The following is a 15,192-nucleotide window of genomic DNA, read 5'->3' on the forward strand; positions in this document are numbered from 1 at the left end:
AAGCGGGACCTCAAACAGGGCAGCGAACAAGCACACTCTTCAATTAAGTGGTGTTGTTCAGCCGACACGGCTGTTCGTGGTTTCAGAACCAACACAGTGAACGCGAGCAACTGAGGACAAGCCCTCGGCCTATTAGTACCAGTCAACTCCACCCGTTACCAGGCTTCCATATCTGGCCTATCAACCCAGTCGTCTACTGGGAGCCTTACCCTCTCAAGGAGGTGGGAATACTCATCTCGAAGCAGGCTTCCCGCTTAGATGCTTTCAGCGGTTATCCCTCCCGAACGTAGCCAACCAGCCATGCCCTTGGCAGAACAACTGGCACACCAGAGGTTCGTCCGTCCCGGTCCTCTCGTACTAGGGACAGCCCTTCTCAATATTCCTACGCGCACAGCGGATAGGGACCGAACTGTCTCACGACGTTCTAAACCCAGCTCGCGTACCGCTTTAATGGGCGAACAGCCCAACCCTTGGGACCGACTCCAGCCCCAGGATGCGACGAGCCGACATCGAGGTGCCAAACCATCCCGTCGATATGGACTCTTGGGGAAGATCAGCCTGTTATCCCCGGGGTACCTTTTATCCGTTGAGCGACGGCGCTTCCACAAGCCACCGCCGGATCACTAGTCCCGACTTTCGTCCCTGCTCGACCCGTCAGTCTCACAGTCAAGCTCCCTTGTGCACTTACACTCAACACCTGATTACCAACCAGGCTGAGGGAACCTTTGGGCGCCTCCGTTACCCTTTGGGAGGCAACCGCCCCAGTTAAACTACCCATCAGACACTGTCCCTGATCCGGATCACGGACCCAGGTTAGACATCCAGCACGACCAGAGTGGTATTTCAACGGCGACTCCCCCGATACTGGCGTACCGGGTTCACAGTCTCCCACCTATCCTACACAAGCCGAACCGAACACCAATATCAAACTGTAGTAAAGGTCCCGGGGTCTTTCCGTCCTGCTGCGCGAAACGAGCATCTTTACTCGTAGTGCAATTTCACCGGGCCTATGGTTGAGACAGTCGAGAAGTCGTTACGCCATTCGTGCAGGTCGGAACTTACCCGACAAGGAATTTCGCTACCTTAGGATGGTTATAGTTACCACCGCCGTTTACTGGCGCTTAAGTTCTCAGCTTCGCCACCCCGAAGAGTGACTAACCGGTCCCCTTAACGTTCCAGCACCGGGCAGGCGTCAGTCCGTATACATCGCCTTACGGCTTCGCACGGACCTGTGTTTTTAGTAAACAGTCGCTTCTCGCTGGTCTCTGCGGCCACCCCCAGCTCAGGATGTAAAACCCATCACCAGGCGTGGCCCCCCTTCTCCCGAAGTTACGGGGGCATTTTGCCGAGTTCCTTAACCATAGTTCACCCGAACGCCTCGGTATTCTCTACCTGACCACCTGAGTCGGTTTAGGGTACGGGCCGCCATGAAACTCGCTAGAGGCTTTTCTCGACAGCATAGGATCATCCACTTCACCACAATCGGCTCGGCATCAGGTCTCAGCCTTAATGTGTGACGGATTTGCCTATCACACGGCCTACACCCTTACCCCGGGACAACCACCGCCCGGGCTGGACTACCTTCCTGCGTCACCCCATCGCTTACCTACTACCACCTTGGATCGGCGGCTCCACCACTCCCCTTTGCCCGAAGGCTCCAGGGCGGCTTCACGGCCTTAGCATTAATGGGCTCGATATTGGGCGTTTCAAAGCGGGTACCGGAATATCAACCGGTTATCCATCGACTACGCCTGTCGGCCTCGCCTTAGGTCCCGACTTACCCTGGGCAGATCAGCTTGACCCAGGAACCCTTAGTCAATCGGCGCACACGTTTCTCACGTATGTATCGCTACTCATGCCTGCATTCTCACTCGTGAACCGTCCACCACTGCCTTCCGGCGCAGCTTCACCCGGCACACGACGCTCCCCTACCCATCACAGTCCCCGTTGGGGGTATGTACTGCAATGACACGACTTCGGCGGTACGCTTGAGCCCCGCTACATTGTCGGCGCGGAATCACTAGACCAGTGAGCTATTACGCACTCTTTCAAGGGTGGCTGCTTCTAAGCCAACCTCCTGGTTGTCTCTGCGACTCCACATCCTTTCCCACTTAGCGTACGCTTAGGGGCCTTAGTCGATGCTCTGGGCTGTTTCCCTCTCGACCATGGAGCTTATCCCCCACAGTCTCACTGCCGCGCTCTCACTTACCGGCATTCGGAGTTTGGCTAAGGTCAGTAACCCGGTAGGGCCCATCGCCTATCCAGTGCTCTACCTCCGGCAAGAAACACACGACGCTGCACCTAAATGCATTTCGGGGAGAACCAGCTATCACGGAGTTTGATTGGCCTTTCACCCCTAACCACAGGTCATCCCCCAGGTTTTCAACCCTGGTGGGTTCGGCCCTCCACGAAGTCTTACCTCCGCTTCAGCCTGCCCATGGCTAGATCACTCCGCTTCGGGTCTTGGGCGCGCTACTCAATCGCCCTATTCGGACTCGCTTTCGCTACGGCTTCCCCACACGGGTTAACCTCGCAACACACCGCAAACTCGCAGGCTCATTCTTCAAAAGGCACGCAGTCACGAGACACCAAGCAAGCTTGATGTCCGACGCTCCCACGGCTTGTAGGCACACGGTTTCAGGTACTATTTCACTCCGCTCCCGCGGTACTTTTCACCATTCCCTCACGGTACTATCCGCTATCGGTCACCAGGGAATATTTAGGCTTAACGGGTGGTCCCGCCAGATTCACACGGGATTTCTCGGGCCCCGTGCTACTTGGGTGTCTCTCAAACGAGCCGCTGACGTTTCGACTACGGGGGTCTTACCCTCTACGCCGGACCTTTCGCATGTCCTTCGCCTACATCAACGGTTTCTGACTCGTCTCACAGCCGGCAGACTGTGAAAGAGAGATCCCACAACCCCCCAAGCGCAACCCCTGCCGGGTCTCACACGCTTGAGGTTTGGCCTCATCCAGTTTCGCTCGCCACTACTCCCGGAATCACGGTTGTTTTCTCTTCCTGCGGGTACTGAGATGTTTCACTTCCCCGCGTTCCCTCCACACCGCCTATATATTCAGCGGTGGGTGACAGCCCATGACGACTGCCGGGTTTCCCCATTCGGAAACCCCCGGATCAAAGCCTGGTTGACGACTCCCCGGGGACTATCGTGGCCTCCCACGTCCTTCATCGGTTCCTGGTGCCAAGGCATCCACCGTGCGCCCTTAAAAACTTGGCCACAGATGCTCGCGTTCACTGTGCAGTTCTCAAACAACGACCAACCACCCGTCACACACCACCAAAATGGCGCTTCACCGGGGTCGGCATTGAGGTCGGAAAGCAAGTTCCGTACCCTCAGATACCCAACAGCGTGCCCGACCCGGTCCCGCCCGGAGATCATGCGTTCCACGCTCTTACGAGCAGTACTAGCAGCCTCCGACCCGTGAACCAGGCCGAGTAGTCAACGTTCCACCCATGAGCAACCAGCATCAGACATTCGCTGATGTACTGGCCTCTGGACTGTCAGCAGAGCCGGCAGCCAAGAAGTGCTCCTTAGAAAGGAGGTGATCCAGCCGCACCTTCCGGTACGGCTACCTTGTTACGACTTCGTCCCAATCGCCAGTCCCACCTTCGACAGCTCCCTCCCACAAGGGGTTGGGCCACCGGCTTCGGGTGTTACCGACTTTCGTGACGTGACGGGCGGTGTGTACAAGGCCCGGGAACGTATTCACCGCAGCAATGCTGATCTGCGATTACTAGCGACTCCGACTTCATGGGGTCGAGTTGCAGACCCCAATCCGAACTGAGACCGGCTTTTTGAGATTCGCTCCACCTCGCGGTATCGCAGCTCATTGTACCGGCCATTGTAGCACGTGTGCAGCCCAAGACATAAGGGGCATGATGACTTGACGTCGTCCCCACCTTCCTCCGAGTTGACCCCGGCGGTCTCCCGTGAGTCCCCAGCACCACAAGGGCCTGCTGGCAACACGGGACAAGGGTTGCGCTCGTTGCGGGACTTAACCCAACATCTCACGACACGAGCTGACGACAGCCATGCACCACCTGTACACCGACCACAAGGGGGCGACCATCTCTGGCCGTTTCCGGTGTATGTCAAGCCTTGGTAAGGTTCTTCGCGTTGCGTCGAATTAAGCCACATGCTCCGCCGCTTGTGCGGGCCCCCGTCAATTCCTTTGAGTTTTAGCCTTGCGGCCGTACTCCCCAGGCGGGGCACTTAATGCGTTAGCTGCGGCACGGACGACGTGGAATGTCGCCCACACCTAGTGCCCACCGTTTACGGCGTGGACTACCAGGGTATCTAATCCTGTTCGCTCCCCACGCTTTCGCTCCTCAGCGTCAGTATCGGCCCAGAGATCCGCCTTCGCCACCGGTGTTCCTCCTGATATCTGCGCATTTCACCGCTACACCAGGAATTCCGATCTCCCCTACCGAACTCTAGCCTGCCCGTATCGACTGCAGACCCGGGGTTAAGCCCCGGGCTTTCACAACCGACGTGACAAGCCGCCTACGAGCTCTTTACGCCCAATAATTCCGGACAACGCTCGCGCCCTACGTATTACCGCGGCTGCTGGCACGTAGTTAGCCGGCGCTTCTTCTGCAGGTACCGTCACTTTCGCTTCTTCCCTGCTGAAAGAGGTTTACAACCCGAAGGCCGTCATCCCTCACGCGGCGTCGCTGCATCAGGCTTTCGCCCATTGTGCAATATTCCCCACTGCTGCCTCCCGTAGGAGTCTGGGCCGTGTCTCAGTCCCAGTGTGGCCGGTCGCCCTCTCAGGCCGGCTACCCGTCGTCGCCTTGGTGAGCCATTACCTCACCAACTAGCTGATAGGCCGCGGGCTCATCCTGCACCGCCGGAGCTTTCCACACGAAGATCATGCGATCCCGTGTCATATCCGGTATTAGACCCCGTTTCCAGGGCTTGTCCCAGAGTGCAGGGCAGATTGCCCACGTGTTACTCACCCGTTCGCCACTAATCCACCCCGAAGGGCTTCATCGTTCGACTTGCATGTGTTAAGCACGCCGCCAGCGTTCGTCCTGAGCCAGGATCAAACTCTCCGTGAATGTGTACCCGTAATCGGGTGCAACACCACGAGAGCGGAACAACCAGGAGGAATAATCCCGGTCGTTCACAGCGTCCTCGCTGTGCGCCTCCCACAGTGTGGAAGGACTTTTTCAAAGGAACCTCGCCGCCGGAACTGATGTCCGGCAGACGGGGTATCAACATATCTGGCGTTGACTTTTGGCACGCTGTTGAGTTCTCAAGGAACGGACGCTTCCTTTGTACTCACCCTCTCGGGCTTTCCTCCGGGCGCTTCCCTTCGGTATTTCGTGTTTCCAACCCTACCAGATCCGTTTTCCGTTCCGTTCCCGGTTCGGATTTCATTTCCGGTGGCCGTTGGAGGGCCTTTGCCTTTCGGCGTGGTCACTACTTTAGCGGATTCTCCCGGCGACTCATAATCGAGTCTGCGGATTCGAATTTCGGCATGCGGACATGCGAAATAGGACCCCGCGAAGGGGAAGTCGTAGGTAGTGGTTGGCCGCTTCCGGCTGCAGGCTGAATGCCGTACCCGGGTCAAGCGGCTCGGGCCACATTACGGACCTGCCAACGCCACGTCAAGTTCGTCGACGCCGGGGCGTATGAGCCCGATAAGGGCTGACCGTGGGGTCGTTGGCCGCCCAGAAGCGCCAGGGGTGGACGCCACCCTCGCCGCCGACTCCGGTTCGGGGTCCGCTCTTGACCTGGTCGGGGTGGGTGGGCGTCCCGGTGAGGAGGCTGAGCGGCGCCCCGGGGCCCGCGCAGAAGTCGGCGCCGTTGAGAGCGCGGTCCACGTCGAGGGCCGTGGCCAGGCGTGCGGGCCCTTTGGCCAGTTCCTTGTCGTTCCGGGCCGAGAGTCGACGTTTGCGAGCCAGCTCGGCGCCTTCGACCACCTCGCCCGCCCGCAGCAGCACTCCGCTCGCGGTGCCCTCCGGGCCGCACACGACGTTGAGGCAGTGCCACATGCCGTAGGTGAAGTACACGTACGCGTGCCCGGGCGGGCCGAACATCACGTCGTTGCGGGCGGTGCGGCCGCGATAGGCGTGCGAGCCGGGGTCCATCTCCCCCGCGTACGCCTCGACCTCCGTGAGGCGCAGCTCGATCGGGCCGTCCGGGGAGGCACGCACGAGGACGCGGCCGAGCAGGTCGGGAGCCACCTCCAGGACGGGCCGGTCGAAGAAGTGTCGGGGCAGGGGCGTACGGTCAGGTCCCGCGATCATGCCGAACGAGCGTAGTGCACCGGATGTGTGCGGGTTCGGCGCGGAGGGCGGGCGGAGCCTGGCCCGAGGGCCTTCTCGCCGCGAGGGTGAGGACGCGAGGGTGAGAGCGCGGAACCACACACGCGCTGGTCGCGTTTGTACGGATCGAAGTCGACGATCCGATCGAATCAAGCCACAGGCAGGGTCCTGGGGAGGAGAGTCATGGGGTTCAAGAAGCTCCTTGCGAGTCTGGGTGCCGGCGGCGCGTCCGTCGAGACGGTGCTGACCGAGGCCAATGTCGTGCCGGGTGGTGTGGTCCAGGGCGAGGTGCGCATCCAGGGCGGCTCCGTCGACCAGCGGATCGAGGGACTCTCCGTGGGTCTGCAGGCCCGGGTCGAGGTCGAGGGCAACGACCAGGAGTTCAAGCAGGACATCGAGTTCACCAAGCAGCGCCTCGGCGGTGCCTTCGAGCTGAAGGCGAACGCGGTGCACGCGGTGCCGTTCGGGCTCGACATCCCCTGGGAGACGCCGATCACCCACTTCGCCGGGCGCGAGCTGCACGGCATGAACATCGGCGTGACGACGGAGCTGGCGATCGCCCGTGCCGTGGACTCCGGTGACCTGGACCCGATCCACGTCCACCCGCTGCCCGCGCAGCAGGCCGTCCTCGACGCCTTCGGGCAGCTGGGCTTCCGCTTCAAGAGCGCCGACATGGAGAAGGGCCACATCCGCGGCACGCGCCAGAAGCTGCCCTTCTACCAGGAGATCGAGTTCTTCCCGCCGGAGCAGTACCGCGGTCTGAACCAGGTCGAGCTGAGCTTCGTCGCCGACGACCGCGAGATGGACGTCATCCTGGAGATGGACAAGAAGCCCGGCCTGTTCAGCGAGGGCAGCGACTCCTACAAGTCGTTCACGGTCGGTCTCCACGACTTCCAGGGCACGGACTGGGCCGCGTATCTGAACGCGTGGCTGTCCGAGGTCGGCAGTCGGCGCAACTGGTTCTAAGGCCTAGGCTCGGCAGCGCGGGCGACCGTCGTGAGGGTGGCCGGTCGCCGCGTCGACGAACCGTTGTCTGTACCGATCAGTCCCTACCGATCAGTCCCTACCGATCAGGAGGTGTCTACGTGGCCGAGGTCAACAGGCCGCCGCTGCCGCACGACTTCCACCCGCCCGTGCCGTCGTTCACGGTCGTGAGCGCGGACTTCGAGGCGGGCGCGACGCTGCCGGACGCTCAGGTGTACGCGGCCGGGAACACGTCGCCGCAGCTGCGGTGGGAGGGGTTCCCGCCGGAGACGAAGAGCTTCGCCGTGACGTGCTTCGACCCGGACGCCCCCACGGGGAGCGGATTCTGGCACTGGGTCGTGTTCGACGTCCCGGCCTCGGTGACCGAGCTGCCGACCGGTGCGGGCACCGGCAAGTTCGACGGCCTGCCCGAGGGCGCGGTCCAGGTGCGCAACGACTACGGGACGAAGGACTTCGGGGGCGCCGCCCCGCCGCCCGGTGACCCGGCGCACCGCTACGTCTTCACCGTGTACGCGGTCGACCAGGAGAAGCTGGGTCCTGACGCGGACGCCACGCCCGCCGTGGTCGGCTTCAACCTGCGGTTCCACACGCTCGCGCGGGCGCACGTGGTCGCCGAGTACGCGGCGCTCGCGGAGGACTAGCACCCGCCGACCGTTCATGGAACGTTTGCCCGCCCCTGGTCTTGGAAGTGATCAGGGGCGGGCATCTTTTATTGCGTTGTCCATCCCGGCGCGCCCGGCCAGAGTTGATCCAAGCCCGCCAGGGGGTGGGCCGGTGCACACGGGAGGTGGGCGAGATGCGAGACACGCTGGTCCTGAACGCAAGCTTCGAGCCGCTGTCGACGGTGACGCTGAACCGCGCCGTCGTGCTGGTCCTCCAGGACAAGGCCGTCGTGGAGCACGCCCACCCCGGGCTGCGGATGCGCGCCGCCGACCTGGATCTTCCGGTGCCCCGGGTGATCCGGCTCTGCCGGTACGTACGCGTGCCGTTCCGAAGACGCGCTCCGTGGTCACGGCGCGGTGTGCTGGTGCGCGACCGGCACCGCTGCGCGTACTGCGGCAGGCGCGCGACGACCGTGGACCACGTGGTGCCGCGGTCCCGGGGCGGCGCGGACAGCTGGCTGAACACGGTGGCGTCGTGTGCGCTCGACAACCACCGCAAGGCGGACCGGACGCCGGAGCAGGCGGGGATGCCGCTGCTTCGGCAGCCGTTCGAGCCGACGCCCGCCGACGCGATGCTGCTCGCGCTCGGGCGTGAGGACCTGGAGGCCCTGCCCGACTGGCTGGGACAACCGGCCGCCTGAGCGCCGGTACGAGGCTGGGGCCGCACTCTTCGAAGAGTGCGGCCCCAGCCTCGTACCGTACGGGTGTCAGTCGATGGGCGGCTGTTCGCGGCGCTCCACGCTGCTCGGGGTCTTGGGGGCGGGACCGCCGCCGCCGATGGGGCCGAAGTTGCCGAGCGCGCCGCCGAGGCCCTTGAGGGCGTCGCCGATCTCGCTGGGCACGATCCAGAGCTTGTTGGCGTCGCCCTCGGCGATCTTCGGGAGCATCTGGAGGTACTGGTAGGACAGCAGCTTCTGGTCGGGGTCGCCCGCGTGGATGGACTCGAAGACCGTGCGGATGGCCTGGGCCTCGCCCTCGGCGCGCAGCGCGGCGGCCCTGGCCTCACCTTCGGCGCGCAGGATCGCGGACTGCTTCTCGCCCTCGGCGCGCAGGATCTCCGACTGCCGGACACCTTCGGCCTGGAGGATCGCGGCGCGCTTGTCACGGTCGGCGCGCATCTGCTTCTCCATCGAGTCCTGGATGGAGGTGGGCGGCTCGATGGCCTTGAGCTCGACGCGGTTGACGCGGATGCCCCACTTGCCGGTGGCCTCGTCGAGGACGCCGCGCAGGGCCGCGTTGATCTCCTCGCGGGAGGTCAGGGTCCGCTCCAGGTCCATGCCACCGATGATGTTGCGCAGCGTGGTGACGGTGAGCTGCTCGATCGCCTGGATGTAGCTGGCGACCTCGTACGTCGCGGCGCGGGCGTCGGTGACCTGGTAGTAGATGACCGTGTCGATGTTCACGACCAGGTTGTCCTGGGTGATCACCGGCTGCGGCGGGAAGGGCACGACCTGCTCGCGCAGGTCGATGCGGTTGCGGATGGAGTCGATGAACGGGACGACGATGTTCAGGCCCGCGTTCAGGGTGCGGGTGTAGCGGCCGAAGCGCTCCACGATGGCGGCGCTGGCCTGCGGGATGACCTGGATCGTCTTGATCAGGGCGATGAAGACCAGCACCACCAGAATGATCAGGACGATGATGATTGGTTCCATCGTGGTTCCCCACTACCCTTCGTGCTTCGGCTTGTCCGGAGGATCTTGGCGATCTCGCTGCGAGTCTGTCAGAACGCCGCCTGCCCCGTGAGGGGTTCCGATCACCCGGCGGCGTCGTACGGCGGCCCGGCGGACGGCTTCGCGCCGTCACATGACGACGGCGGTCGCTCCGTCGATCTCGACGACGTCCACCTGCTGGCCGGCCTCGAAGATCTGCTCGGTGTCGAGCGGACGGGCCGACCACACCTCGCCGGCGAGCTTGATGCGCCCCCCGGAGGCGTCGACCCGCTCCAGGACGACCGCGGACCTGCCCCTCAAGGCGTCGATTCCGCTGGCCAGTTCGGGCCGTTGGGAGCGGTGGCGGTTGGCGATGGGCCGTACGACCGCGATCAGGGCGACGGAGACGGCGGCGAAGACGATCGTCTGCGCCGCGACTCCGCCGCCGACGGCCGCGGTCGCCGCGGCCGCCACGGCGCCGACGGCCAGCATGCCGAACTCCGGCATCGCGGTCATTACCAGCGGGATTCCCAGACCGACCGCGCCGATCAGCCACCACACCCATGCGTCGATGTCCACATAATCATGGTAGGGCCGCGGCTCCCGTTACGGACAGGGCGTACCGCGTCAGCCGAGCGGCAGGCCCTGCGCGCTCCAGCGGTCGCCCCGCTGCTCGACGACCAGCGGCAGGCCGAAGCAGAGCGAGAGGTTGCGCGAGGTCAGCTCGAGCTCCAGGGGGCCCGCGGCGAGGACCTCGCCCTGGCGGATCATCAGGACGTGCGTGAAGCCCGGGGCGATCTCCTCGACGTGGTGCGTGACCATGATCATCGAGGGGGCGATGGGGTCGCGGGCGAGGCGGCCGAGGCGGCGCACGAGGTCCTCGCGGCCGCCGAGGTCGAGGCCCGCGGCGGGCTCGTCGAGGAGCAGCAGCTCGGGGTCGGTCATCAGGGCGCGGGCGATCAGGGTGCGCTTGCGCTCGCCCTCGGAGAGGGTGCCGAACCGCCGGTCCAGGTAGTCGCTCATGCCGAGGCGGTCGAGGAAGGCGCGGGCGCGCTGCTCGTCGACGTCCTCGTAGTCCTCGCGCCAGCCCGCGGTCATGCCGTACGCGGCGGTGAGGACGGTCTGCAGAACGGTCTGGCGCTTCGGCAGCTTGTCGGCCATGGCCATGCCGGCCACGCCGATGCGCGGGCGCAGCTCGAACACGTCGACCTTGCCGAGCTGTTCGCCGAGGACGGTGGCGGTGCCCTTGCTCGGGAAGAGGTAGCTGGACGCGACGTTGAGGAGGGTGGTCTTGCCCGCCCCGTTCGGGCCGAGGATGACCCAGCGCTCCCCCTCCTTGACCGACCAGGAGACCTGGTCCACCAGAGCCCGGCCCTCGCGGACCACGGATACGTCCTTAAGCTCCAGTACTTCGCTCATGAGCGCGGTCTCTCCCATTGCAGTCTCGGCTGTCGCGGCGCCCGTGGATTTCGCTGTGGACGCAGCCCCCGGATAAAACCTACGCCACTGGCCGACCGTTCCCGTGCTGAGGCCGGTCCTTAGGCTGTGTGCATGCTCTCGGAACCACGCTCAGGACGCTTGGCCGCATGGGGAAACGCCCTTTTGGCCGGACTTGTTTCACCGGACGACGCGGTGCACGCGATCGTGGATGACGACGCGGTGCACCGCGTCGAGGGGCTGCCCGGGGAGCCGGCGCCCGTCGGTCTGACGCTCGCGCTCGGGCGGCTGCGGGGGCTCGGCGTGACCGGGTTCCGGGTGGCGCTGCCCGTGCCGGGCCATCCGCTGGGGCTGAGCGGGCCGCCCGCCTTCAACGAGCGGGCGCTGGAGGCCGAGGAGGCCGTCGTCGCGTCCGGCGCGGCGTTCGGTCTCGTGCCCGAGGTGTACGAGGCGGGCCCCGAGGAGGCCGCGGACGCCGAGGACGTCCATGTGGAGGTCGTGTGGCACTGCCTGCCGGTGCGGGAGGCGCCGCCCGCCGACGTGCCGTCGCTCGGTGAGGCGGAGCGGGAGCTCGCGGAGGCGATGCGGGAGGCCACGCGGGTGCTCTCGCGGCTCGACGTGGCGGCTTCGGGGCCGCTCGCCGAGGCGGCGCTCGACGCCTACCGGGCGCGGGCGGAGCGGGGGCGCGAGCTCCTCGCGCCGGGGTATCCGCCCCGCGCGGTGCGGGTGTTGGAGCTGGCGCAGCGCGTGGGCCTGCTGGTGTCGATGGCCTACGACCACGGGCACGGCGGGGCCGTGAGCGCCTCGGAGATGGCGGCACGGGCGGGGGCCCTGCAGCCGGTGGAGCGAACGGCTCGGCGGGCACAGGTCGCCGCGTACAACGCGTACGTGGAGGTGTTGGAGGGCGGGCGGGGGTAGCGCGGCCTCTGCTGCCGGGGCGCCGGCGCGGGGCGGGTGCCGGGGCGTCAGCGCGGGCGGACCCGCTGGTGGCCTCGCGCGGGGGCCTCGCGGGCGGGGCGCCAGCGTGGAGCGGATACCGCGGGACTCAGCGCGGGCGGACCCACGGGGCGGGGGCGCGGGGGCGGGCGTGCCGGGGCGGACACGCAGGAGCAGCCACGCACCAGCAGAGACTCAGGAGCGGGCACGCGGGAGCAGACACACAGGAACGCACGCGCAGGAGCGGGCGTGCGGGAGCAGCCACGCCGGAGCGGACAAGCGAGAGTGGGCAAGCGAGAGCAGCTGCGCGGGAGCGGACACGCGGGAGCGGACACGCGGGAGCGGACACGCGGGACCCCGCGGACTGTGGTCCGCGGGGTCCAGGGCCCGTGGGTGTCGCGCGTCAGTGGTTCGCCGACTGGTTGCCGAACGCGGGGTTGAGGATGCCGACCACGTTCACGCTGTTGCCGGTGGCGTTCACCGGGATGTGGATCGGGGCCTGCACGAGGTTGCCGGAGCCGATGCCCGGGGAGTGCTTGGCGTTGCCGTCGGCGTGGGCGTCCGTGGCGGAGGCGGCCCCGGCGGAGGCGCCCGCGGCGATTCCGGCGACGGCTACGGCCAGGGCGGCCTTCTTGGCGATGCTCATGGGTGTGTTCCTTCTGGTGGCGGGGGTGGCGGGGGCCCCGGCCGTGCGGCCGGGGGCTGTGCGGGGCGACGCCGACGCGCGCGGCCGGGGGGGGAGGCCGCGCGCGAGCGGGTCAGACGTTCTCGCAGACGTTCCCGAAGGTGGGGTTCAGGATGCCGACGACGCTGACGCTGTTGCCGCAGGCGTTCACCGGGATGTGCACCGGGGCCTGGACCAGGTTGCCGGAGACGACACCCGGGGAGTTCTTGGCCTCGCCGTTGGCGTCGGCGCCACCGTGGGCGGAAGCCATACCGGCACCGGCGACCAGCAGGCCACCCGCCATCATCGTGATGGCCGCGGCCTTCTTCACGTTCTTCACTGCTGAAACCCTCCTAGCGGAAGCTGCGGCTGAGGCGCCGCAGCACGCACTGGAGAACGGCCGGGCACCCCGGGGGATGCGCCATCCGGGGGACATCCACACGACGGTATGAATCTCAGCCCGGAACGCGACGGTCCGTACTGACCGCGCCCGGTGTGCGCCCGGGGCGCTCGCCGCCCCGGCGCACCAAGGGGAATCAGCCCGCCACGCCGTGGCGCACGGCCCAGAGGGCGGCCTGGGTGCGGTCGGCGAGGTCGAGCTTCATGAGGATGTTCGACACGTGTGTCTTGACGGTCTTCTCGGAGAGCACCAGGGCGCGGGCGATCTCGCGGTTCGAACGGCCGTCCGCGATCAGGCCGAGCACCTCGCGCTCCCGCTCGGTCAGGGAGCCGCCCCTGCCCTGTGAGTTGTTGGCCTCCTCCTGGGACAACAGGGCGCCCGCCACCTCGGGCTGGAGCAGGACGTGTCCGGCGTGCACGGAGCGGATGGCTCCGGCGAGGGCGTCGGGGTCCACGTCCTTGTACACATAGCCGGCGGCGCCCGCGCGCAGGGCGGGCACGACCGTGCGCTGCTCGGTGAAGCTGGTGACGATGAGCACGCGCGCGGGGTTGGCGAGCTCGCGCAGCTTGCGCAGGGCTTCCACGCCGTCCATGCCGGGCATCTTGACGTCCATCAGGACGACGTCCGGCTTCAGCTCCTCGGCGCGCGCGACGCCTTCGGCGCCGTCCGAGGCCTCGCCGACGACCTCGATGTCGTCCTGGATCTCCAGGAACGTACGCAGGCCGCGGCGCACCACCTGGTGGTCGTCGACCAGGAGCACCCGGATCCGCCGTGTGACCGGGGCGGGCACCGCCCCTTCGTTCTCAGCCACCGGGAACCTCCATCTCGATCGTCGTGCCCTTGCCGGGCTCCGATGCCACGGTCAGCCGTCCGCCGACCCCGCCGGCCCGGTCCCGCATGGAGACCAGGCCCAAGTGCCGCCCGGCGCGACGCGTCGCGCGCGGGTCGAATCCCTTGCCGTCGTCCGTGACGCGCAGCACCGCGCCCGTGCCGTGCCGCTCCAGGGCGACGCCCACGCGCTGCGCCTCGGCGTGCCGCAGCGCGTTGTGCAGGGCTTCCTGGGCGACGCGCAGCATGGCCTCCTCCTGGGCCGCGGGCAGGGCCCGCACGCCGGTGTCGGCGAAGGTGACCGTGGCCGAGTGGGCGCGGTCGAGGACCTGGACGTGGGTGCGCAGGGTGGCGACGAGACCGTCCTCGTCGAGGGCGGCGGGGCGCAGCTCCACCACGGCCGCGCGCAGCTCGTCGGCCGCCTCGGCCGCGAGCGCGGCCACCTGCTGGAGCTCGCCCTTGGCGCGGGCCGGGTCCCGGTCGACCAGGGCGGTGGCCGCCTGGGCCGTCAGGCGCAGCGAGAACAGCTTCTGGCTGACGGCGTCGTGCAGCTCGTGGGCGAGCCGGGAGCGCTCCTCGGCGATGGTCAGCTCGCGGCTGCGCTCGTACAGCCGGGCGTTGGTGAGGGCGATCGCCGCGTGCTGGGCGAGGATCGAGAGCAGTTCCTCGTCGTCCTCGTCGAAGCCGCAGCCGCCGGTGGGCTTCGAGCAGTTCTTGTTGGCGAGGAAGAGGGCGCCGAGCGTCTCGTCGCCGTGCCGGATGGGCAGGCCGAGGAAGTCGGACATGTCCGGGTGGGCGGAGGGCCAGCCCTCGAAGCGGGGGTCCTCGCGGACGTCGGCGAGCCGCTCGGGCTCGGCCTTCTGGAGCATCGCGGCGAGGATGCCGTGCTGGCGCGGGAGCGGGCCGATGGCCTTCCACTGCTCTTCGGTGACGCCGTCGACCACGAACTGGGCGAAGCCGCCGTGGTCGTCGGGGACGCCGAGTGCCGCGTACTCCGCGGAGAGCAGCTCGCGGGCCGAGACGACGATCGTCTTGAGGACGTCGCGCACCTCCAGCTGGCTGCTCATGGCGAGCAGGGCCGAGCTGACCGCGTACAGCCCGGACCGGGGACCTTGACTCATGCGCCCACCGTACCGGCGGGGTGTGACAGGCCGTATCCGACCTGTGGCGGCACGGAGGTAGGGCGCTGGGACTAGGTCGTGTGGCCCTCGTTCCCCTCCTCAGGACGGCCCGGCGCCTTGGGCCCGACGGCCGGGGCGCCGCCCGTGCGCGGGCGGGCCCTGAGGGGCCGTCCGCCGACGGTACGGGGAGCGGGGTGATGCCGAGGCGGTACGCCGTCT

General features: G+C 66.7%; 12 protein-coding genes and 2 rRNA genes. 4 read left to right on the forward strand and 10 right to left on the reverse strand.

Annotated features, from left to right (window positions below):
* Positions 1–112: 112 nt before the first annotated feature.
* From C9F11_RS09850 to C9F11_RS09865, 3 genes are all read right to left on the reverse strand, one after another.
* A 23S ribosomal RNA gene (locus C9F11_RS09850) occupies positions 113–3,236 on the reverse strand.
* Between the two features lie 318 nt (positions 3,237–3,554).
* Positions 3,555–5,080: ribosomal RNA gene (locus C9F11_RS09855) — 16S ribosomal RNA — on the reverse strand.
* Together the 16S and 23S rRNA genes form the textbook arrangement of a ribosomal RNA operon.
* Positions 5,081–5,632: 552 nt before the next feature.
* Positions 5,633–6,274: a DNA-3-methyladenine glycosylase gene (locus C9F11_RS09865; RefSeq protein WP_138958908.1), complete on the reverse strand. Its 642-nt coding sequence runs from the start codon at positions 6,272–6,274 to the stop codon at positions 5,633–5,635.
* Between the two features lie 201 nt (positions 6,275–6,475).
* Between C9F11_RS09865 and C9F11_RS09870 the strand changes: the two genes are divergently transcribed.
* The 3 genes from C9F11_RS09870 (at position 6,476) to C9F11_RS09880 (ending at position 8,579) form a co-directional block, all read left to right on the forward strand.
* Entirely contained in the window at positions 6,476–7,258 is a 783-nt protein-coding gene (locus C9F11_RS09870; RefSeq protein WP_138958909.1) for a sporulation protein, read from the forward strand.
* Positions 7,259–7,377: 119 nt separating this feature from the next.
* Positions 7,378–7,917, forward strand: coding sequence for a YbhB/YbcL family Raf kinase inhibitor-like protein (locus C9F11_RS09875; RefSeq protein WP_138958910.1), 540 nt, complete (start codon positions 7,378–7,380; stop codon positions 7,915–7,917).
* Positions 7,918–8,072: 155 nt separating this feature from the next.
* Entirely contained in the window at positions 8,073–8,579 is a 507-nt protein-coding gene (locus tag C9F11_RS09880; RefSeq protein ID WP_138958911.1) for an HNH endonuclease, read from the forward strand.
* Positions 8,580–8,645: 66 nt separating this feature from the next.
* Here the strand turns inward: C9F11_RS09880 and C9F11_RS09885 are convergent, their stop codons facing one another.
* The 3 genes from C9F11_RS09885 to C9F11_RS09895 all read right to left on the reverse strand — a co-directional run bounded on the left by C9F11_RS09885 (position 8,646) and on the right by C9F11_RS09895 (position 11,006).
* Positions 8,646–9,590 (reverse strand): SPFH domain-containing protein, encoded by a 945-nt coding sequence (locus C9F11_RS09885; RefSeq protein ID WP_138958912.1) that lies wholly within the window; start codon positions 9,588–9,590, stop codon positions 8,646–8,648.
* 147 nt (positions 9,591–9,737) lie between these two features.
* Positions 9,738–10,166: an NfeD family protein gene (locus tag C9F11_RS09890; RefSeq protein WP_138958913.1), complete on the reverse strand. Its 429-nt coding sequence runs from the start codon at positions 10,164–10,166 to the stop codon at positions 9,738–9,740.
* A gap of 48 nt (positions 10,167–10,214) precedes the next feature.
* A complete protein-coding gene (locus C9F11_RS09895; RefSeq protein ID WP_138958914.1) occupies positions 10,215–11,006 on the reverse strand; it encodes an ABC transporter ATP-binding protein in 792 nt (263 codons plus the stop codon).
* Between the two features lie 132 nt (positions 11,007–11,138).
* On the opposite strand from C9F11_RS09895, the gene C9F11_RS09900 reads away from it, so the two are divergent.
* Positions 11,139–11,942 carry a hypothetical protein gene (locus C9F11_RS09900; protein WP_138958915.1) on the forward strand — a complete coding sequence of 268 codons (804 nt, stop codon included), beginning with the start codon at positions 11,139–11,141 and terminating at the stop codon, positions 11,940–11,942.
* Between the two features lie 421 nt (positions 11,943–12,363).
* Here C9F11_RS09900 and C9F11_RS09905 read toward each other — a convergent pair whose 3' ends face one another.
* From C9F11_RS09905 to C9F11_RS09920, 4 genes are all read right to left on the reverse strand, one after another.
* The gene (locus tag C9F11_RS09905) at positions 12,364–12,606 is read right to left on the reverse strand and encodes a chaplin (RefSeq protein WP_138958916.1); all 243 of its coding nucleotides are present in this window, start codon (positions 12,604–12,606) and stop codon (positions 12,364–12,366) included.
* A gap of 112 nt (positions 12,607–12,718) precedes the next feature.
* Positions 12,719–12,964, reverse strand: coding sequence for a chaplin (locus tag C9F11_RS09910; RefSeq protein WP_138958917.1), 246 nt, complete (start codon positions 12,962–12,964; stop codon positions 12,719–12,721).
* 196 nt (positions 12,965–13,160) lie between these two features.
* Positions 13,161–13,835: a response regulator transcription factor gene (locus tag C9F11_RS09915; protein WP_249401663.1), complete on the reverse strand. Its 675-nt coding sequence runs from the start codon at positions 13,833–13,835 to the stop codon at positions 13,161–13,163.
* A complete protein-coding gene (locus tag C9F11_RS09920) occupies positions 13,828–14,973 on the reverse strand; it encodes a GAF domain-containing sensor histidine kinase (RefSeq protein WP_138958918.1) in 1,146 nt (381 codons plus the stop codon). Before C9F11_RS09920 ends, C9F11_RS09915 begins: the two co-directional genes overlap by 8 nt.
* Positions 14,974–15,192: the final 219 nt, after the last annotated feature.

Source organism: Streptomyces sp. YIM 121038 (genome assembly GCF_006088715.1).
In the GTDB taxonomy this organism is placed as follows: domain Bacteria; phylum Actinomycetota; class Actinomycetes; order Streptomycetales; family Streptomycetaceae; genus Streptomyces.

What these genes read in the sequence shown, in the direction of transcription:
- C9F11_RS09870 (WP_138958909.1), top strand. Translation starts at nt 6,476, where the DNA reads ATGGGGTTCAAGAAGCTCCTTGCGAGTCTGGGTGCCGGCGGCGCGTCC.
- C9F11_RS09920 (WP_138958918.1), bottom strand. Translation starts at nt 14,973, where the DNA reads ATGAGTCAAGGTCCCCGGTCCGGGCTGTACGCGGTCAGCTCGGCCCTG.
- C9F11_RS09880 (WP_138958911.1), top strand. Translation starts at nt 8,073, where the DNA reads ATGCGAGACACGCTGGTCCTGAACGCAAGCTTCGAGCCGCTGTCGACG.
- C9F11_RS09895 (WP_138958914.1), bottom strand. Translation starts at nt 11,006, where the DNA reads ATGAGCGAAGTACTGGAGCTTAAGGACGTATCCGTGGTCCGCGAGGGC.
- C9F11_RS09900 (WP_138958915.1), top strand. Translation starts at nt 11,139, where the DNA reads ATGCTCTCGGAACCACGCTCAGGACGCTTGGCCGCATGGGGAAACGCC.
- C9F11_RS09905 (WP_138958916.1), bottom strand. Translation starts at nt 12,606, where the DNA reads ATGAGCATCGCCAAGAAGGCCGCCCTGGCCGTAGCCGTCGCCGGAATC.
- C9F11_RS09865 (WP_138958908.1), bottom strand. Translation starts at nt 6,274, where the DNA reads ATGATCGCGGGACCTGACCGTACGCCCCTGCCCCGACACTTCTTCGAC.
- C9F11_RS09885 (WP_138958912.1), bottom strand. Translation starts at nt 9,590, where the DNA reads ATGGAACCAATCATCATCGTCCTGATCATTCTGGTGGTGCTGGTCTTC.